Consider the following 22050-nt stretch of genomic DNA (forward strand, 5'->3'; position numbering starts at 1 on the left):
CGCGTCTGGGTGCCGGCCGGTGCGGGCCGGCCGGCACCGCGGTCACGCCGGTCGCTGCACTCGCTTCAGGGCCAGCTGGACGAGGCTGTCGGCGCCCATCGCGTCCAGGGATTCGGGCTGTCGGGGCGGTTCGGCGGGGGCCGCGGACCCCAGGTCGTCGGGGCCGGTGGCGGCGGGCCGGTCGGCGAGCCGGCGCAGCATGTCGAGCACGCCGGACTCACGGAGCCGGGCCATCGGGATCGCGGTCAGCAGATCCCGTACCTGCGGGTCGATCCCGTCGTCGTCGGCGGGGGCGGGCGGGGCCGTGTCGGTGAGGAGCCGGTCACGCAGCAGCCGTACCAGGTCCTCGGGGGTGGGGTGGTCGAAGACCAGCGTGGCCGGGAGGGTCAGCGCGGTGGCGGCACCGATCCGGTTGCGCAGGTCGACGGCGGTCAGCGAGTCGAAGCCGATGTCCTTGAAAGCGCGGGTGGGTTCGACCGCGGCGGGCGAGGAGTGGCCGAGCACGGCGGCCACCTGGGCGCGGACCAGATCCAGCAGGAGCTGGTCCTGTTCGGGGCCGGTCAGGGCGGCGAGGCGTCCGGTGAGGTTCTCGGCCGTGCCGGCGGCGTCGCGCGCGGCGGCCCGGCGCCTGCGCGTGGCGGGGACGAGGTCGCGCAGCACACCGGCCAGGTTGTCGGCGTGTTCGGCGAGGGCGGCCGGGCGCAGCGCGACGGGGACCGCGACGGGCTCGTTGACGCGCAGGGCGGCGTCGAGCAGGGCGAGGGCCTCGTCGCCGGGCAGGGCGGGGAAGCCCTGGCGGCGCATCCGGGCGAGTTCGGCCCGCGAAAGGGTGCCGCCCATGCCCGCCTCGGACTCCCACATGCCCCAGGCGAGGGACACGGCGGGCAGGCCTTGGGCGCGGCGGGCGACGGCCAGCGCGTCGAGGGCGGCATTGGCGGCGGCGTAGGCGGCCTGGCCGGCGGAGCCGATGACTCCGGCGACGGACGAGTACAGCACGAAGGCGTCCAGGGGGTGCCCGGCGGTCAGGTCGTGCAGATGCCGGGCCGCGTCGGTCTTGGCGGCCAGGACGCGTGCCAGGCGCTCGCCGGTGAGGCCGGTGAGGATGCCGTCGTCGAGGACGCCGGCCGTGTGCACGACGGCGCTCAGCGGGACGCCGTCGAGGGCGGCGGCGAGTTGCTCGCGGTCGCTCACGTCGCAGGCGACGATGTCGGCGCGGGCTCCCGACTCGGCGAGCGCGGCGCTCAGTTCGGCGGCGCCGGGGGCCTCGGGGCCCCGCCGGGACAGCAGCAACAGGTCGCGGACGCCGTGCCGTTCGACGAGGTGGCGGGCGAGCAGCGCGCCTAGGCCGCCGGTGCCGCCGGTGATCAGCACGGTGCCCGGCCGGGACCAAGGCGCGGGCACGGTCAGGACGACCTTGCCGATGTGCTTGGCCTGCTGGAGCAGCCGCAGCGCCTCGGGCGCACGGGCGATGTCGAAGGCGCTCACCGGAACGGGCCGCAGCACACCCTGTTCGAACAGCTCCAGCAGCGCCGCGAGCATCTCGCCGATCCGGTCGGGCCCGGCCTCCACGAGGTCGAAGGCGCGATACGACACCTCGTGCTCGGCGGCGACCCGGTCCGCGTCCCGGATGTCGGTCTTGCCCATCTCGACGAACCGTCCGCCGGGTCGCAGCAGCCGCAGTGAGGCGTCCACGAACTCGCCCGCGAGCGAGTCCAGCACCACGTCGACACCCGGCTGGAACCGCTCCTCGAACCCGGTGGTCCGGGACGAGGCGAGGCGGTCGGCGGCCACACCGAGCTCCCGCACGGCGGGCCATTTGCCCTCGCTCGCCGTCGCGTACACCTCGGCCCCGAGATGCCGGGCGAGTTGTACGGCGGCCATGCCGACGCCACCGGCGGCGGCGTGGATCAGCACGGACTCGCCCTCCTGGAGTCCGGCGAGGTCGACCAGGGCGTAGTAGGCGGTGAGGAACACGATCGGCACGGACGCGGCCTGTTCGTACGTCCAGCCCTTCGGGATCGGCGCGAGCTGCCGGGCGTCGGCCACGGCGGTGGGGCCGAAGGCGGCGTCGAGCATGCCCATCACGCGGTCGCCGACGGCCCAGCGGTCCACGCCGGGGCCGGTCTCCACGACGACACCCGCGCCCTCCAGGCCCATCCGGCCGGCGTCGCCGGGGTACATGCCCAGCACGTTCAGCACATCGCGGAAGTTGACGCCGGCCGCGCGCATCGCGACCCGGACCTCGCCGGGGCCCAGCGGGCGCCGCTCCTCGGGGACGAGGGCGATGCCGTCGAGCCGGCCCTGGTCGACGATGTCGAGCCGCCATGCGTCACCGGCACCGGCGGGCGGGGCGAGCACGCCGTCACCGGCCATCCGGACCAGCCGCGGCAGCCACACCCGGCCCGCACGCACCGCGCACTGTGTGTCGTCGCCGGCCCGCAGGATCCCGGCGAGGGCGCGCAGGGAGACGGGGTCGTCGTCGACGTCGGCGAGGGCGAACCGGCCGGGGTTCTCGCTGATCGCGCTGCGGACCAGCCCCCAGACGCCGGCCGCGGCGACATCCGGCGCCTTGTCGTCCCCGGCAACCTGTACGGCTCCGGCGGTCAGTACGACGAGACGGGACCCGGCGAACCGCTCGTCGGCCAGCCACGCCTGGAGCCGGGTGAGGACGGCGGTGACCGTGCCGGCCACGTCCGCCCCGTCGTCCGGGGCGACCGGCAGCAGCACCGATTCGGGTACGTCACCTGCCGCGGCCAGCGCGTCGAGGTCCGGGTGCACGGTGGCGGGGACACCGGCCGGCGCGCTCCCGACGACCGTCCACACGGTCCGGTCCGGCACGGCCTCTTGCTCGGCGACCGGGGACCAGCGCACCCGGTACAGGTCGTCGGGTCCGGTGGCGGCGGTGAGCCGGTCCGGGGACAGGACGCGCAGCACGAGGGAGTCGATCTCCGCGACCGGCTCCCCTGTCGCGTCCGCGATGCGCAGGGCGACGTCCCCGGCGCCGCGCGGGGTGAGCCGGGCCCGGACTGCGCCCGCGCCCACGGCGGTCAGGCGGACGCCGGACCACAGGAAGGGCAGCGAACCGTCAGTGGTCTCCGCGTGCAGGCCGAGGCCGTGCAGGACGGTGTCCAGCAGGGCGGGGTGCAGACCGTACGACGAGGCGTCGCCCGCCACGGGCTCGGGCAGTTCGGCCTCCACGTACAGTTCGCCCTCGTGCCGCCAGACCCGCCGCAGCCCACGGAAGGCGGGGCCGTAACCGAGGCCGGCCGCGGTGAGCCGGTCGTACAGGTCACCGAACTCCACGGGCTCGGCTCCGGCGGGCGGCCAGGCCGTCAAGTCCCAGTCGGGCGCGGCCGGTTCGGCGGCGTCCAGGGTGCCCGAGGCATGCAGCGTCCAGGGCTCGTCGGGCCCTGCCTCCTGCGGGCGGGCGTAGACCTGGAGCGTACGGCCGCCGTCCGCCGCGTCCTCGGTTGCCACGGCGATCTGCAGCTGTACGGCGCCGTGCTCCGGCAACACGATCGGAGTGCGCAGCGCCAGCTCGGCCAACTGCCCGGCGTCCACCCGCTCTCCGGCCTGAAGCGCCAGTTCCAGCAGGACCGTCCCCGGCACCACGACGGAACCGGCCACGGCATGGTCGCCCAGCCAGGGATGCGTCCGCACCGACAGACTCGAAGCCAGCAACACCGTGTCCGAACCGGCCACCGGAACGGCCGCGCCCAGCAGCGGATGGTCGGTACGGGCCAGGCCGAGCCCGTCGGCGTCGGAGAGCACGGGAGGAGCGTCGAGCCAGTACCGCTGCCGCTGGAAGGGGTAGGTGGGCAGGTCGACACGGTGGGCGCCGGTGCCGGTGAAGAGGGCGGACCAGTCGATGTCGGCGCCTTGGACGAAGAGTTCGGCGCAGGCGGTGAGCAGGGTCTCCGCTTCGGGACGGTCCCTGCGGAGAGTCGAGGCGGCCGCAACATCGCCGGCCAGAGCGCTCAGGACCGGATCGGGCCCGATCTCCAGGAACCGCACCGCGCCCTGGGTGCGGGCGGCCGTGAGCGCGTCGTGGAAGCGGACCGGCTTGACGATCTGATCGGCCCAGTAGGCCGGACTCGTCCAGTCACCATCACCGACAGACGCACCCGTCAGCGTGCTGACCGCCGCCACGCTCGGCCGCTGGTAACTCACCTGCTCAGCCGCCGCCATGAACTCGGCGAGCACCGGCTCCATCAACGGCGAATGGAACGCATGCGAAACCTTCAACCGGGTCGTACGCCGCCCCGCGTCCCTCGCCCGCTCGGCAACCGCCTGAACAGTGGCCTCGGTGCCCGACACCACAACCGCCGTGGGCGAGTTGACGGCCGCGATCACCGCACCCTCCACCAACCAGCCGGCGACCTCGTCCTCCGAGGCCTCCACGGCGGCCATCGCACCACCCGCCGGAAGCACCTGCATCAACCGCGCCCGAGCCGCCACCAGCCTTACAACATCAGCGAGTTCGAACACCCCGGCCGCATACGCAGCGGCGAACTCACCCACCGAATGCCCCAGGACCACACCCGGAGCCATCCCCCACGACCGCAGCAACCCGACCAACGCCACCTGAAGAGCGAACAACCCGGACTGCGCGTACCCAGTCCCGTCCTCCGCCTCCTCGGCGAACAACACCTCCCGCAACGGCCGATCGAAGCCGAGCTCGGCATCCAGCAGCCCGCACACCTCATCCAACCCGGCAGCGAAGACCGGAAAGGCCTCATACAACTCCCGCCCCATACCGGGCCGTTGGCTGCCCTGCCCCGTGAACATCCACCCCGTACGCCCCTCAGTGACGGCCCCCGAGACGACCGGCTCGGCGAGAGCGGTGCGCAGGGTCTCGGTGTCCGGTCCGAGGACGACGGCTCGGTGTTCCAGCTTCGCCCGTGTCGTGGCCAGGGAAAGGGCGATGTCGAGCGGGTCTCCGGTGGCGGACGCCAGGCGTTCGGTCTGGGCGCGCAGGGCGTCGGCCGTGCGGGCGGAGACGATCCAGGGGATGAGCGGGAGCCCGGTCGCCGGGGTGGTGTCGGGCGTCCGGTGGGTGAGCGGGGGTTCCTCGACGAGGACATGGGCGTTGGTGCCGCTGATGCCGAAGGAGGAGACACCGGCCCGGCGCGGGCGTGCGCCGCGTGGCCACGGGCGTTCCTCGGTCAGGAGTTCAACGGCGCCGGCCTCCCAGTCGACGTGGGAGGAGGGGTCGTCGACGTGCAGGGTGCGCGGCAGCCGCTCGGCGTGCAGCGCCATCACCATCTTGATGACACCGGCGACACCGGCGGCGGCCTGCGTGTGCCCGATGTTCGACTTGATCGACCCGAGCCACAAAGGCTCGTCGCGCTCTTGGCCGTACGTGGCGAGCAGGGCCTGCGCCTCGATCGGATCGCCCAGCCGGGTACCCGTGCCATGCGCCTCCACCGCGTCCACATCACCGGGCCGCAGACCCGCCGCGGCCAGCGCCTGCCTGATCACCCGCTGCTGGGAAGGCCCGTTGGGAGCCGTCAGACCGTTGGACGCACCGTCCTGGTTGACGGCGGAACCCCGGATCACGCCCAGCACCCGGTGACCCCGGCGGCGGGCCTCGGACAGCCGCATCAGCACCAGCACACCGGCGCCCTCGGCCCAGCCCGTGCCGTCGGCGCCGTCCGCGAAGGACTTGCAGCGGCCGTCGGCGGCCAGGCCGCGCTGGCGGGAGAACTCCACGAAGGTCTGCGGGGTGGCCATCACGGTCACGCCGCCGGCCAGCGCGGTGCCGCACTCGCCGGACCGCAGGGCCTGGCAGGCCAGATGCAGGGCGACGAGGGAGGAGGAGCAGGCGGTGTCGACCGTGACGGCCGGCCCCTCGAAGCCGAACACGTAGGCGATACGGCCGGAGAAGACACTGCCCGCGTTGCCGTTGCCGAGATAGCCCTCGACCTCGTCGGGCACGGTGTGCAGCCGGGCCGCGTAGTCGTGGTACATCAGGCCCGCATAGACGCCCGTGTCCGTGCCGCGCAGGGAGGTCGGGTCGATGCCCGCCCGCTCCAGCGCCTCCCACGCCGTCTCCAGCAGCAGCCGCTGCTGCGGGTCCATCGCCAGGGCCTCGCGCGGCGAGATGCCGAACAGCTCGGCGTCGAACTCGGCGGCGTCGTGCAGGAAGCCGCCCTCGCGGACGTACGCGGTGCCCGGCCGGTCGGGGTCCGGGTCGTAGAGCCCGTCGAGGTCCCAGCCCCGGTCGGTCGGGAAGCCGGTGATGCCGTCGCCGCCGTCGGCGACCAGCCGCCACAGGTCCGCCGGGGAGGTGATGCCGCCCGGGTAGCGGCAGCCCATGCCGACGATCGCGATGGGTTCGTCGCTGCCTGCCGGACGGGCGGTCGACGCGGCGGGCTCGTGCGCCGGGTCCGCGCCGAGGAGTTCGCGGTGCACGAACGCGGCGAGGGCGGCCGGGCTCGGATGGTCGAAGACGAGGGTCGCCGGGAGGCGCAGGCCGGTCGCGGTGCCGAGGTGGTTGCGCAGGTCGACCGCGGTCAGCGAGTCGAAGCCGATGTCCTTGAAGGCGCGGGTGGGGTCGACGGCGGCGGCATCGGCGTGGCCGAGCACGGCCGCGACCTGCGTCTGCACCAGGTCGAGCAGGATCCGGTCCTGCTCGGCGCGGGGCAGGCCGCGCAGTCGGGCGGCGAGCGGCACGTCCGCACCACCGGCTGTGCGGTTGGCGGAGCGCCTGCGGCGGGCCGCGGGCACCAGGCCGTGCAGTACGGAGGGCAGTGCGTCGCCGCGCGCGGCCAGCGCGGCGGTGTCGAGGGCGGCCGGCACGAGGGCCGGTTCACCGGTGCGCAGCGCGTGGTCGAGGAGGGCGAGCGCGTCGTCGGTGGCCAGCGCCGGGTAGCCGAGGCGGCGCATACGGGCCACGTCCGCGTCGGTCAGACGGCCGCCCATTCCGGCCGGGTGCTCCCACATGCCCCAGGCCAGGGCCGTCGCCGGCAGGCCGCGTGCGTGGCGGCGGGCGGCGAGGGCGTCGAGGGCGGCGTTGGCGGCGGCGTAGGCGGCCTGCCCGGGCGAGCCGACGACCCCGGCGACGGCGGAGAACAGTACGAACGCGCGCAGGTCGCGGTCGGCGGTCAACGCATCGAGGTGCAGGGCCGATTCGGTCTTCGCGGCGAGCACGCGCGCCAGCCGGTCGGGGGTGATGTCGGTGAACACGCCGTCGTCGAGGACGCCGGCCGTGTGCACGACGGCGCTCAACGGCACGCCGGACAGGGCCGTTTCGAGTGCGGCACGGTCGGAGACGTCGCAGGCGGTGACGGTGCCCCGGGCTCCGTGGGCGGTGAGTTCACGGACCAGTTCGTCGACGCCCGGCGCCTCGGCACCGCTGCGCGACAGCAGCAGCAGATCGCGCACGCCGTGCGCGGTGACGAGGTGGCGGGCGACCAGGGCACCGAGCCCGCCGGTACCGCCCGTGATCAGTACGGTGCCGTCGCCCGCCCAGCCCGGCTCACCGGTCACGGCGTCCGTCACCCGGGCGAGTCGGGGCCGGCTCACCTGACCGTCGTGGAAGGCGAGTTGGGTCGCTCCCCCGTCGATGAGCGCGACGAGCCCCTCGGCCAGCGCCCGCCACGACTCCGGCGTTCCATCGGTGTCGGCCAGCGCGAACCGGTCGGGATGCTCGCTGATCGCCGTACGGACCAGACCCCATACGGCAGCTGCCGCCGGGTCGGTGAGGGCGCCGGTGGTGACGACGACCAGCCGGCTGGTGGCGAGGTCGGGTTCGGCCAGCCAGCCCTGAAGGGCGGTGAGAACTCCGGCCGCACTCTCAGTCGGCGCCTGTCCGGCGGGGACGGGCAGCAGGACGGTCGCGGGAGCGGACTCGGCGCCGGTCAGAGCCGGAAGGCCGGAGAACACGGCGACCCCGGCCGGAAAGCACCCGGCGTCGCCGAGCGCGGCCAGGTCCGTGGCCGATCCCGCCGTCGGAGCGTGGACCGGGGTCCACGTCATCCGGTACAGATGCCGGGCGTTGCCGGCACCGACCTCACCGGCCGCTACCGGACGCAGCACCAACTGCGCGATCTCGGCGACCGGTTCACCGGCGGCGTCGGCGATGCGCAGGGCGACCTCGCCGGGCGCGCGGACCGTCACCCGGGCCCGTACCGCGGACGCGCCGACGGCCGACGGGGAGACGCCGGACCACAGGAAGGGCAGCAGCGCATTCCGACGCCCCTCCCCCGCGTCCGCGTCGGCCTCGGTGTCGTCGATGCCCAGCGCGTGCAGCACGGCGTCGAGAAGAGCGGGGTGCAGGGCGAAGCCGGACGCGTCGTCGGCGGTGTGCTCGGGCAGCTCCGCCTCGACGTACAGGTCGTCGCCGTTCCGCCACAGCGCCCGCAGCCCCTGGAAGGCCGGGCCGTACACCATGCCGGTCTCGGCGAGCCGCGCGTACAGATCGTCGATCGCGACGGGCTCGGCTCCGGCGGGCGGCCAGACCCGCAGGTCCCAGTGGGGCCCGGCGGACGGGGCGGCAACGAGGGTGCCGGTGGCGTGCAGAGTCCACGGCTCGTCGTCGGGCACGCCGTCCGGACGGGCGTGGACACGCACCGTGCGGGTCCCGTCTCCGCCGTCCGGATCGACCGACGTCTGCACCTGTACGGCACCGTCGTGCGCCAGCACCAGCGGGGCGCGCAGCGTCAGGTCGTCCACACCGTGCAGTCCGGCGTGATCGGCGGCCTGGACGGCGAGTTCGAGCAGCGCGGTTCCGGGGACGACGACCGTGCCGTCGACCGTGTGGTCGCCGAGCCACGGGTGCGTGCGCACGGACAGCCGCGATGTGAGGACGGCGGTGTCGGAACCGGCCAGCGACACGGCCGCACCGAGCATCGGATGCCGGGTCACGCCGAGGCCGAGTCCACCGGCGTCCAGGACGGGACGAGTGGGTTCGAGCCAGTAGCGCTGGCGCTGGAAGGGGTAGGTGGGCAGGTCGACACGGTGGGCGCCGGTGCCGGTGAAGAGGGCGGACCAGTCGATGTCGGCGCCTTGGACGAAGAGTTCGGCGCAGGCGGTGAGCAGGGTCTCCGGCTCGGGACGGTCCTTGCGGAGAGTCGAGGCGGCCGGTACGTCGCCGGCCAGAGCGCTCAGGACCGGATCGGGCCCGATCTCCAGGAACCGCACGGCGCCCTGGGTGCGGGCGGCCGTGAGCGCGTCGTGGAAGCGGACCGGCTTGACGATCTGATCGGCCCAGTAGGCCGGACTCGTCCAGTCACCATCACCGACAGACGCACCCGTCAGCGTGCTGACCGCCGCCACGGTGGGCCGCTGGAAGGTCACCTGCTCAGCCACCGCCGTGAACTGGGCCAGCACCGGCTCCATCAACGGCGAATGGAACGCATGCGAAACCTTCAGCCGGGTCGTACGCCGCCCCGCGTCCCTCGCCCGCTCGGCAACCGCCTGAACAGCGGCCTCGGTGCCCGACACCACAACCGCCGTGGGCGAGTTGACGGCCGCGATCACCGCACCCTCCACCAACCAGCCGGCGACCTCGTCCTCCGAGGCCTCCACGGCAGCCATCGCACCACCCGCCGGAAGCACCTGCATCAACCGCGCCCGAGCCGCCACCAGCCTTACAACATCAGCGAGTTCGAACACCCCGGCCGCATACGCGGCGGCGAACTCACCCACCGAATGCCCCAGGACCACACCCGGAGCCATCCCCCACGACCGCAGCAACCCGACCAACGCCACCTGAAGAGCGAACAACCCGGACTGCGCATACCCGGTACCGTCCTCCGCCTCCTCGGCGAACAGCACCTCCCGCAACGGCCGATCGAAGCCGAGCTCGGCATCCAGCAGCCCGCACACCTCATCCAGCGCGGCAGCGAACACGGGGAAGGCCTCATACAACTCCCGCCCCATACCGGGCCGTTGGCTGCCCTGCCCCGTGAACATCCACCCCGTACGCCCCTCGGCGACCGATCCAGTGATGGCCCCCTCGGTCAGGCCGAGCACGGCGCGGTGTTCGAGCGTGGCGCGGCCCGTGGCCAGGGAGAGGCCGATGTCGAGCGGGTCCGCGTCGAGGGAGGTCAGTCGTTCGATCTGGGCTCGCAGGGCGGGGGCCGTACGTGCGGAAAGCACCCACGGCACCGCACGCGGCGCACCGCGAACTTCCTCCGAGGCCGAGACCGCAGGGGCTTCTTCGAGGATCACGTGCGCGTTGGTGCCGCTGATGCCGAAAGAGGAGACACCGGCGCGGCGCGGCCGTGCGCCGCGCGGCCAGTCAAGCTCATCGATGAGCAGACGCACCGCGCCCGCGGTCCAGTCGACGTGGGAGGACGGGGCGTCGACATGCAGGGTGCGCGGCAGGCGCTCGGCACACAGCGCCATGACCATCTTGATGATGCCCGCGACACCGGCGGCGGACTGCGTGTGGCCAACGTTGGACTTCACGGAGCCGAGCCAGAGGGGCTCGTCGCGGTCCTGGCCGTACGTGGCGAGCAGGGCCTGCGCCTCGATCGGATCGCCCAGCCGGGTACCCGTGCCGTGCGCCTCCACCGCGTCCACATCACCGGGCCGTAGCCCCGCCGCGGCCAGCGCCTGCCTGATCACCCGCTGCTGGGAAGGACCATTGGGAGCCGTCAGACCATTGGACGCACCGTCCTGATTGACGGCGGAACCCCGGACTACCGCCAGTACCCGGTGTCCCCGGCGTTCGGCCTCGGACAGCCGCATCAGCACCAGCACACCGGCGCCCTCGGACCAGCCGGTGCCGTCGGCCGCCTCGGCGAAGGGCTTGCAGTGGCCGTCGGGAGCGAGGCCGCGCTGGCGGGAGAACTCCACGAACGCCGTGGGGTTGGCCATGACGGTGGCGCCGCCCGCGAGGGCCGTGTCGCACTCGCCGGACCGCAGGGCCTGGCAGGCCAGATGCAGGGCGACCAGGGCGGAGGAGCAGGCGGTGTCCACGGACACGGCGGGGCCTTCGAGGCCGAGGACGTAGGAGAGGCGGCCCGAGGCGACGCTGGGGGTGCTGCCGGTGAGCAGGTAGCCGGCGGACTCGCCGTCGGCCTCGTGCACGGAGCCGCCGTAGCCGTTGGCGGAGACGCCCGCGTAGACACCGGTCGCGGTGCCGCGCAGGGAGGTCGGGTCGATGCCCGCCCGCTCCAGCGCCTCCCACGCCGTCTCCAGGAGCAGCCGCTGCTGCGGGTCCATCGCGAGGGCCTCGCGCGGGCTGATGCCGAACAGTTCGGCGTCGAAGCCCGCGACGTCAGGGATGAAGCCGCCGCGTCCGGCGAAGGGGGTGCCGAGGGCCGTGGAGGTGGACTCCAGCAGGCCGGGGAGGTCCCAGCCGCGGTCGTCGGGGAACGGCGACATGCGGTCCTCGCCCGCCGTGAGGACGTCCCAGAGGTCTTCCGGGGACTGGATGCCGCCGGGGAGGCGGCATCCCATGCCGACGACGGCGATGGGTTCGTCGTCGGCCACGGGGGCGGATACGGCTTCGGTGCCTGTGCCTGTGCCGGTGCCGGTGCCGAGGAGGCGGTCTCGCAGGTGGGTCGTGAGGAGGGCCGGGGTGGGGTGGTCGAAGACGAGGGTGGTGGGCAGGGCGAGTTCGGTGCTCGTGGCGAGCCGGTTGCGCAGGTCGACGGCGGTGAGGGAGTCGAACCCGAGGTCCTTGAAGGCGCGTTCGGGGTCGATGCCGGCCGGGGAGGCGTGGCCGAGGACGGCGGCGACCTGGGTCTGTACGAGGTCGAGGAGGGTGCGGTCCTGTTCGGCCGGGGGCAACTCGCGCAGGGTGCGGGAGAGTTCGCCTTCGACGGCGTCGGGTGTCTCGGTCCGGGCCGCGATGACGTCGGGCAGGTCGGCGATGAGCGGGCTGGGCCGGGTGAACGTGAAGGTCGGGGCGAACCGCTCCCAGTCGACGTCCGCCACGGTGACGCAGGTGCGGTCCGCGACGATCGCCTGTTCCAGTGCCGTGAGGGCGCTGTCCGGTGCGAGGAGGGCGAGGCCCCGCTCGGTGAGGTGCTCGGCGACGCCCTCGTCGGCCGCCATGCCGCCGCCGTTCCAGGGGCCCCAGGCGACGGAGGTGGCGGGCAGGCCGAGGGCGCGGCGGTGCTGGGCGAGGGCGTCGAGGTAGGCGTTTCCGGCGGCGTAGGCGGCCTGGCCGCCGCTGCCCCAGACGGCCGCCACGGACGAGAACACCACGAACAGGTCGAGGTCGAGCCCTGCGGTCAGTTCGTGGAGGTGCCTCGCCCCGGTGACCTTGGCGGCGACCACCTGGGCGAGGTCGTGTGGGGTGGTGTCGGTGAGCGGCGTGTTCTGCGGGAGTCCGGCCGTGTGGACGACGCCGGTCAGCGGCGTCTTTGCCGGGATCGACGCGATCAGCTCGGCCAGTGCGTCGCGGTCGCCGACATCGCAGGCGGCGAGCGTGACGCGGGTGCCCTGGGCGGTCAGTTCGTCGCGCAGTGCGTCGGCGCCGGGGGCGTGCGGGCCGCTGCGGGAGACCAGCAGCAGGTGCTCGGCGCCGAGGGCCGCCAGGCGCCGGGCGACGTGGGCGCCGAGTGCGCCCGTGCCGCCGGTGATCAGTACGGTGCCGAGGGGGGCCGGGAGCCCGCCGGCGGTGTCGCTCCGGGCGTCGCGGGTGAGGCGGGCGGCGTGGACGCCGGAGGCGCGGACGGCCAGTTGGTCCTCCGGGCCGGGTGCGGCGAGGACGGCCGCGAGCCGTTGCCAGGCGTCGGGGCCGGCGTCGTCGGGGAGGTCGACGAGACCGCCCCACAGGTGCGGCAGTTCGAGGGCGGCCGTGCGGCCGAAGCCCCAGATCTGCGCCTGGTCGGGGTGGGTGAGCGGTTCTCCGGACGCGACGGCGACGGCGGACCGGGTCACGGCCCACACGCGGGTCTCCAGTCCGGCGGCGGCCAGGGCGTGGAGGAGGTTCAGGTGGGGTGCGGGGAGGGCGTCGCCACCCGGCAGTACGACGATGCCGTCCGGGGCGTGCGTGGCGAGCTCATCGGGCTCGGTGATGAGTTCGGCATCGGCACCAGCGGCGCGCAGCGCGTCGAGGCAGGCGTCGGCGTCGTGTGCCCCGTCGGGGGCGGCGATCAGCCAGCGGCCGGTCAGCCGGGCCGTGCGCGGCATCGGTACCGGCTTCCACACCACGCGGTAGCGCCACCGGTCCAGCGCGGCGCGTTCCTCGTGCCGTCGCCGCCACCGCGTCAGGGCCGGGAGCAGCGCGTCCAGGGAGGCGCCCTCGGGCAGGCCCAGTTCGTGGGCCACCGTGGCCGGGTCGGCGGTGTCGAGCAGCTGCCAGAACTCGTCCTCGGAGCCCTCGACGGCGGGCTGCTGGGCGGTTCGGTCCGGGAGCCAGAAACGCTCGCGCTGGAAAGCGTACGTGGGCAGGTCGGTCAGGTGGGCGTCCGTGTCGCGGAAGACCTGGGCCCAGTCGACGCGGGTGCCGCGTACGAACAGTTCGCCCACGGCGGTGAGCAGGGTCTCCGGTTCGGCGCGGCCCGCGCGCAGGGCGGCGACGGCGACGGTCAGGTCGGGGGCGGTGCGCTGGGCGAGGGCGGCGAGGACCGGGTCGGGGCCGAGTTCCAGCAGGCGCGTGGCGCCGAGTTCGCCGGTCACGGCCTGGACCGCGTCGTGGAAGAGAACGGGCTGCCGTACCTGGCGCACCCAGTAGTCGGCGCTCGCCCAGTCGTCGTCGGCGAGGGGCCGGCCGGTGACGGTGCTGACGGCCGGTATTCGGGGCGGCCGGTAGGTGAGGTCGTCCGCTACGGCGGCGAACTCGGCCAGCATGGGCTCCATCAGTGGTGAGTGGAAGGCGTGCGACACCTTGAGCCGGGTGCCGCGCCGCCCCTGTTCGCTCGCGGCGCTCAGTACGGCGTCCACGGCGGCCTCCGTACCGGAGACGACCACGGCTGCGGGTCCGTTGACGGCGGCGACGACCACTCCGTCGGTGAGCCAGGCCGCGACCTCCTCGGGGTCCGCCTCGACGGCCGCCATCGCGCCGCCCTCGGGCAACGCCTGCATCAGCCGGGCCCGTGCGGCCACCAGCCGTACGGCGTCGGGGAGTTCGAGGACGCCCGCGGTGTGGGCGGCGGCCAGCTCGCCGATGGAGTGACCGACGAGCGCGTCGGGGGCGAGTCCCCAGGAGCGCAGCAGTTCCGCCAGCGCGACCTGGACGGCGAACAGGGCGGTCTGTGCGTAGCCGGTACGGCCCAGCAGGGCGGACTCGGGGCTGTCCTCCGGGGCGAACAGGGCGGTGCGCAGCGGCGTGTCGAAGCCGTCGGTGCCGGAGAGTTCCGCGTCGAGCAGGGCGCAGGTCTCGTCGAGGGTCCGCGCGAACACGGGGTGGACGTCGTACAGTTCGCGGCCCATGCCCGGGCGCTGGCTGCCCTGTCCGGTGAAGGCCCACACGGTACGTCCCTCGCCTGCCACCGAGCTGACCAGCGCGGTCGTGTCGCCGTCGGCGAGGGCGGCGGCGGCCGCGGTCAGGGTGTCGCGGCTGTCGCCGACGAGGACGGCGCGGTGGTCGAGGGTGGCGCGGGCGGTGGCCAGGGTGCGGCCCACATCGACCGGGGCGAGGCCGGGCCGGTCGGTGAGGTGGTCGACGAGGCGGGCGGCCTGCGCGCGCAGGGCTTGGCGGGTCCGGCCGGACAGGACCCAGGGCACCGTGCGGGGCGGGCGCGCCGGGGCCGGGGTCTCGGCGGCGGGGGGTTCCTCCAGGATGACGTGGGCGTTGGTGCCGCTGATGCCGAAGGCGGAGACACCGGCCCGGCGGGGCCGCTCGCCGGGCGCCCAGGGCTGTGTCTCGGTGAGCAGGCGTACGGCTCCGGAGTTCCAGTCGACGCGGCTGGAGGGGGCGTCGACATGCAGGGTGGGCGGGAGTTGGCCGGCGCGCAGGGCCAGCACCATCTTCATCACGCCGGCCGCGCCCGCCGCCGCCTGGGTGTGGCCGATGTTGGACTTCACCGAGCCGAGCCAGAGGGGCTGGTCGCGGTCCTGGCCGTAGGTGGCGAGGAGCGCCTGCGCCTCGATCGGGTCGCCGAGGCTGGTGCCGGTGCCGTGCGCCTCGACGGCGTCGACGTCACCGGGCCGCAGACCGGCCGCGGCAAGCGCCTGCCTGATCACCCGCTGCTGGGAAGGCCCGTTGGGAGCCGTCAGGCCGTTGGAGGCGCCGTCCTGGTTGACGGCGGAGCCGCGCAGCACGGCGAGCACGGGGTGCCCGGCGCGACGCGCGTCGGAGAGCCGTTCCAGTACGAGGACGGCGGCGCCCTCGGACCAGCCGGTGCCGTCGGCGCCCTCGGCGAAGGCCTTGCAGCGGCCGTCGGCGGACAGGGCGCGCTGCCGGGAGAACTCGACGAAGATGCCCGGCGTGGCCATCACGGTCACCCCGCCGGCGAGGGCGGTGCGGCACTCGCCCTGACGGATGGCCTGCGCGGCCAGGTGCAGCGCGACCAGCGCGGAGGAGCAGGCGGTGTCGACGGTGAGGGCGGGGCCCTCCAGGCCGAGGGTGTAGCTGACCCGGCCGGACAGGACGCTGGCGGCGGAGCCGGTGGCGACGTAGCCCTCGACGTCCTCGCGCGGGGCGTGGGCGGTCTCGCGGTAGTCCTGGCCGTTGGTGCCGGCGAAGACGCCGGTCGCCGATCCCCGCAGGGACAGCGGGTCGATACCGGCCCGTTCCAGCGCCTCCCACGCCGTCTCCAGCAGCAGCCGCTGCTGCGGGTCCATGGCGAGGGCCTCGCGTGGGGAGATGCCGAACAGCTCGGCGTCGAAGTCGGCGGCGTCGTGCAGGAATCCGCCGACGCGGGCGTAGGTGGTGCCGGAGTGGCCGGGGTCCGGATGGTAGAGGCGCTCGACGTCCCAGCCGCGGTCCTCGGGGAACGGGGTGAGGCCGTCCGTCCCGGAGGCGAGCAGGTCCCACAGCTGGTCGGGGGTGGTCACGCCGCCGGGGAAGCGGCAGCCCATGCCGACGACGACCACCGGATCGTCGTCGGCGCCGACGGGGGCGAGGGCCGGGCCGCCGCGCTCGATCTCGTCCGTGGTGACGCCGAGGACCTGGGTGCGCAGGAACGCGGCGAGCAAGGCCGGCGTGGGGTGGTCGAAGACGAGGGTGGCGGGCAGGGCGAGCCCGGTGGCGGTGGCGAGCCGGTGGCGCAGGGCGACGCCGGTCAGCGAGTCGAAGCCGAGGTCCTTGAAGGCGCGTCCGGTGTCCACGGCGGTCCGGTCGGTGTGCCCGAGGACGGCGGCGACGTGGTCGAGGACGAGGTCGAGCAGCAGCCGCTCCTGCTCCGCGGGCGTGCGGCCGGACAGTTCGGCGCCGAGGGTGCCCGCGACGGGTGCGCCCTGGCCGGTGTCGGCGGCGGGCGGCTGGGCCTCGGGCAGGTCGGCGATCAGGGGGCGCGGGGTGTACGCGGCGGCGGCGAAGCGCTGCCAGTCGACGTCGGCGACGGTCGTGCAGGTGATGTCCTCGTCGAGGGCGCGCTGGAGTACGTCGAGGGCGCGGGACGGCTCCAGAGGTCGTATGCCCTGGCGGCGGAAGTGCTCGGCGACGGTCTGGTCGGCCGCCATGCCGCCACCGCCCCACGGGCCCCAGGCGACGCAGGTCGCGGGAAGGCCGGCGGCGCGACGGTGCTGGGCGAGTGCGTCGAGGCGGGCGTTGGCGGCGGCGTAGGCGGCCTGTCCGGCGTTGCCGAGCACCGCGGTGATGGACGAGAACAGGACGAACGCGTCCAGTTCCCGTTCCCGCGTCAGGTCGTGCAGATGCCGGGCGGCCTCGGCCTTCACCGCGAGGACTCGGGCCAGGCGCTCGGGGGTGAGGTCGGCGGCGAGCCCGTCGTCGAGGATGCCCGCGGCGTGCACGACGGCGTTCGGCTGGTGGGCGTCCACGACGGCCGCCACGGTCTCGCGGTCGGCGACGTCACCCGCGACGAGAGTGACGGCGGTGCCCGACTCGCGCAGTTCCGCGGCGAGTTCGGCGGCACCGGGGGCGTCGGCTCCGCGCCGGGACAGGAGTACGAGGTGTTCCGCGCCGCCGGTCGCGAGCCACCGGGCGAGGTGCCCGCCCAGGGCGCCGGTCGCACCCGTGAGCAGGACGGTGCCGGTCGGCCGCCAGGGCCGCGCGGGCCGTGCCGAGCGGTCGCGCACCAGCCGGGCGGCGTGGACGCCCGTCGCGCGCACGGCGAGCTGGTCCTCCCCCGCTCCCCCGGCGGCGAGCAGGGCCACGACCCGCTGCCAGAGCCGTGGTTGCGGATCGTCCGGCAGGTCGATCAGCCCGCCCCAGCGGTCGGGCTGCTCCAGCGCCACGACCCGGCCGAGTCCCCATACGGCCGCCTGCTCAGGGTGCGTGGGGCCCTCGCCGCCGGACACGCCCACGGCGCCGAAGGTCACGCACCACAGCCGCGTCTGCGGGTGCGTCTGCGTCAGCGTGAGCACCTGCGCGGGGTCGGTGAGCAGCGACAGCACGCCCGCGTACGACACCTCAGGGTCGGCGGCCGGCCCGGTCACGACCGTCACATCGGCGCCGGCGGCCCGCAGCGCGCCCTCGGCCGCGGCGACCAGCTCGGTGGAAGCGTCCTCGTCGACCGCGAGCAGCCACGCCCCGTCCAGGTCGCCCGACGCGGGCGTACGGACGGGCCGCCAGGCGATCCGGTAGCGCAGCCCGGCCAGCAGCGACTCCGCGCGGCGCTTGCGACGCCAGTCGGCGAGCACCGGCAGCACGGCGTCCAGCGGGGCGCCGCTGTCCACGCCCAGCTCTCCGGCGAGCGAGTCGGCGTCACCCTGGTCGACGAGGTCCCAGAACCCGCTGTCACCCTCGGCCCAGTGCCTCGGTCGGACGTGGTCGGCCAGCCAGTACCGCTGCCGTTGGAAGGCGTACGTCGGCAGATCGACGCGGCGGGCGCCGGTCCCCTCGAACAGCGCCGGCCAGTCGGTCTCCGCGCCCCGCACGAAGAGTTCGGCGACGGCGGTGAGCAGGGTCTCCGCCTCCGGGCGCTCCTTGCGCAGGGTCGCGGCGGCCGGTACGTCACCGGCCAGCGCCGTGAGCACCGGGTCGGGGCCGATCTCCAGGAACCGCCCGGCGCCCAGGTCCCGGGCCGCGGTCGACGCCTCGTGGAAGCGCACCGGCTCGACGATCTGGGCGGCCCAGTAGGCAGCGCCCGTCCAGTCACCTTCGGACAGCGGAGCACCCGTCAGCGTGCTCACCGCCGCCACGGTCGGCCGCCGGTAGGTCACCCGCTCGGCAACCGCCGTGAACTCGGCGAGCACCGGCTCCATCAGCGGCGAGTGGAAGGCGTGCGACACCCGTAGCCGCGTGGCACGCCGCCCCGCGTTCCGAGCGAGCTCAGCGACGGCCTCGACCGCCGTCTTCGTGCCGGACACCACCACGGCCGTCGGCCCGTTGACGGCGGCGATGACCGCACCGTCCACCAGCCACGGGACGACCTCGGCCTCGGCCGCCTCCAGCGCCGCCATCGCTCCGCCCTCGGGCAGGGCCTGCATCAGCCGCGCCCGAGCCGCCACCAGCCGTACGGCATCGGCGAGTTCGAACACGCCGGCCGCGTGCGCTGCGGCGAACTCGCCCACCGAGTGCCCCAGCAGCAGGTCCGGCCGCATGCCCCAGGACCGCAGCAACGCCACCAGTGCCGTCTGCAGGGCGAACAGCGCCGACTGGGCGTATCCGGTTCCGTCCTCCGGGTCGTCGGCGAACAGCACCTCCTTCAGGGGCCGTTCGAAGCCGAGTTCGGCGTCGAGCAGCTCGCACACCTCGTCCAGCGCCGCCGCGAACACGGGGTACGCGTCATACAGCTCCCGGCCCATGCCGGGACGCTGGCTGCCCTGCCCGGTGAACATCCACGCCGTACGGCCCTCCGACACCGACCCGGTGACGAGGGGGCCGGGGTGCAGGGCGACGGCGCGGTGTTCGAGGGTGGCGCGGGTGGTGGCGAGGGACAAGCCGACGTCGAGCGGGTCCGCTTCGAGTGCGGTCAGGCGGTCCAGTTGGTCGCGCAGGGCCTTTTCGGTGCGTGCCGAGACCACCCACGGCACCACGGGCGGACTCGTGACCGGCTCCTCGGCCGACTCCTCGGTGGCGGGGGCCTCTTCGAGGACGAGGTGGGCGTTCGTGCCGCTGATGCCGAAGGAGGAGATGCCGGCTCGGCGCGGGCGTTCCCCGCGTGGCCAGGGGCGTTCCTCCTGAAGCAGCTTCAGCGTGGACCAGTCGATGTGCGGGGACGCCTCGTCGGCGTGCAGGGTGCGCGGCAGACGCTCCTCGCGCAGGGCCATGACCATCTTGATGACGCCGGCGACGCCCGCGGCGGCCTGGGTGTGGCCGATGTTGGACTTCACCGAGCCGAGCAACAGGGGCTCGTCGCGGTCCTGGCCGTAGGCGGAGGCGAGGGCGTGTGCCTCGATGGGGTCGCCGAGCCGGGTGCCGGTGCCGTGTGCCTCGACGGCGTCCACGTCCGCCGGGGAGAGGCCGGCGTTGGCGAGGGCCTGGCGTACGACACGCTGCTGGGCGGGACCGCTGGGAGCGGTCAGGCCGTTGGAGGCGCCGTCCTGGTTGATCGCGCTGCCGCGGATCACCGCGAGCACCTCGCGGCCCTGGCGCCGGGCCTCGGACAGCGGCATCAGGACGAGCATGCCGGCGCCCTCGCTGAGCGAGAACCCGTCGGCCCGCGCGGAGAAGGCCTTGCAGCGGCCGTCGGGTGCGAGGGCCCGCTGGCGGGAGAACTCGGCGAACATCTCCAGGCTCGGCAGGACGGTCGCGCCCCCGGCGAGGGCCGTGGTCGCGGCGCCGCCGCGCAGGGCGTCGCAGGCGAGGTGGAGGGCGACCAGGGAGGAGGAGCAGGCGGTGTCGACGGTGAGGGCGGGGCCCTCCAGGCCGAGGGTGTAGGAGATCCGGCCGGAGGCGACGCTGACGGCGTTGCCGGTGAGGACGTGCCCGGCGACGTCGGTGGAGGCGTCGGTGGCCGCGCGGTCGTAGTCGACCGTCATGAGGCCGAGGTAGACACCGGTGGCCGTGCCGCGCAGTGTCGTCGGGTCGATGCCCGCCCGCTCCAGCGCCTCCCAGGTCGTCTCCAGCAGCAGCCGTTGCTGTGGGTCCATGGCGAGTGCCTCGCGCGGGCTGATGCCGAAGAACGCGGCGTCGAAGTCGGCGGCGTCGCGCAGGAATCCGCCCTCGCGCTGGAGGAAGCCGCCGGGTGCGGTGCCGCTGGGGTCGTAGCGTCCCTCGATGTCCCAGCCGCGGTCGGCGGGCAGGGGTGTGACGGCGTCGGTGCCCTCCAGGAGGAGCTGCCACAGGGCCTCCGGCGAGTCGGCGTCGCCTGCGAAGCGGCAGGCCATGCCGACGACGGCGATGGGCTCGTCGGACTGCGCGTGGCCGGTGGCGGCGGCCGGGGTGGCGGTGCCGTGGAGCTGGTCGTGGAGGTGATGGCCGAGGGCGGCCGGGGTCGGGTAGTCGAAGGCGACGGTCGGGGCGAGGGGCAGTCCGGTCGCGGCGCGCAGCCGGTCGCGCAGGGCGACGGCGGTGGCCGACTCGACGCCCTGGTCACGGAAGGAGACGTGGGCGGGCGCCCCGCCGGGCAGTTCGAGCAGGTCGGCGACCTGAGTGCGCACGAGGTCGACCAGGGCGGTGCGCCGGTCGCCTTCGGGCAGGTCGCCGAGTCGGTCGCGGAGGGCGGCTGCCTGGACACCGAGGGGGGTGCCTGCGGTGTCGGGGTCCTCGACGGCTGCGGCGTCGGCGAGTTCGGCGGGCAGGTCAGCCGGTTCGGTGGCGGTGTCGTGCAGGGCGGCCCAGTCGGGTTCGCCGCCGGTGGTCCAGTACTCGGCGACGGCACGCTGGAAGCGGTCGGCGCCTCCGGCGTTCCTGCGCAGGGTGGTGTGGACGGTGCCGGTGACGCCCGCCTGAGTGAGGACGGTTTCGAGGCCGGGGGCGAGCAGGGGGTGGGGGCTGATCTCCAGGAAGTGGCGGTGGCCCGCGTCGAGCGCGGTGTGGACGGCGCCGACGAACTCGACGGTGTCGCGCAGTGCGGCGGCCCAGTGGTCCCGGTCGAGGGTGACGCCGTCGAGGGCCGTGCCGGCGGAGGCCGCGTAGCAGGGGACGCGGGCCGCGCGGGGGGTGAGGCCGGTGAGGTCGGCGCGGATGCGGTCGGTGATGTCGTCGATGTGCGGCGAGTGGGCGGCGACGCCGTAGTCGACGGTGCGGGCGCGGACGCCCTCGGCGGTCAGTTCGGCGAGGAGTTCGGCCGCGGCGTCGGCGTCGCCGGAGACGACGCCGTTGTCGGGGCCGTTGACGGCGGCGAGGACGAGCCTGTCGTGCCAGGGCACGAGGCGTTCCCGCAGTCGTGCGACGGGCATCAGCACGGACACCATGTCGCCGCGGCCGTGCAGGGCGCGCTGTGCGGTGCCCCAGCTCGCGGCGACGCGGGCCGCGTCGTCCAGGGTCAGGGCGCCCGCGACGCAGGCGGCGGCGATCTCGCCGAGGCTGTGCCCGACGACCGCCGCGGGCCGTACCCCGGCGCTCTCCCAGAGGGCGGCCAGCGAGACCATCACGGCGAACAGGGCGGGCTGGGTCACGTCGGGCGTGGTCAGCGCGTGCGCCCCGCGCAGCACCTCGACGAGATTGTGGTCCAGGTGCGGGGCGAGGGCGTCGGCGCACTCCGTCATGCGGCGGGCGAACACCGGTGAGGTGTCGAGGAGTTCGCGGGCCATGCCGGGCCACTGGGAGCCGTGGCCGGGGAAGACGAAGACGGGTCCGCTGTCGCGGGCGACGGGCCGGCCCTCGGTGACATGGTCGGAGGGGGTGCCGTCGGCCAGGGCGGCCAGGGTCGCCGCGAGGTCCTCGGGGGTGGTCGCGGTGACGGCGGCACGGCAGGGGTGGGTGGGGTCGGCGCTGTTCAGCAGGGCCGCCGCGATACGGTCCGGTTCTCCGTCGCGGGCGAGGGTCCGCAGGATGCGGGCCTGCTCCCGTACGGCCCGGGTGCCCCGTCCGGTCAGGAGCCAGGGGCGTGGGGTGCCCGCGAACGGGCGGGTGGCCGAGGTGGAGCGAGCTTGTTCGGACACGTTCTCTCCCGCGGATGACTCGTCGCCACG

The 22050-nt window shown here is 74.7% G+C and carries 1 protein-coding gene; it reads right to left on the reverse strand.

Going from position 1 to position 22050, the window contains the following annotated elements; genetic code table 11:
- Positions 1-42: 42 nt before the first annotated feature.
- A complete protein-coding gene (locus ACZ7NC_RS35560) occupies positions 43-22020 on the reverse strand; it encodes a type I polyketide synthase (protein ID WP_471494576.1) in 21978 nt (7325 codons plus the stop codon).
- Positions 22021-22050: the final 30 nt, after the last annotated feature.

The organism is Streptomyces sp. NPDC111802 (assembly GCF_055634335.1).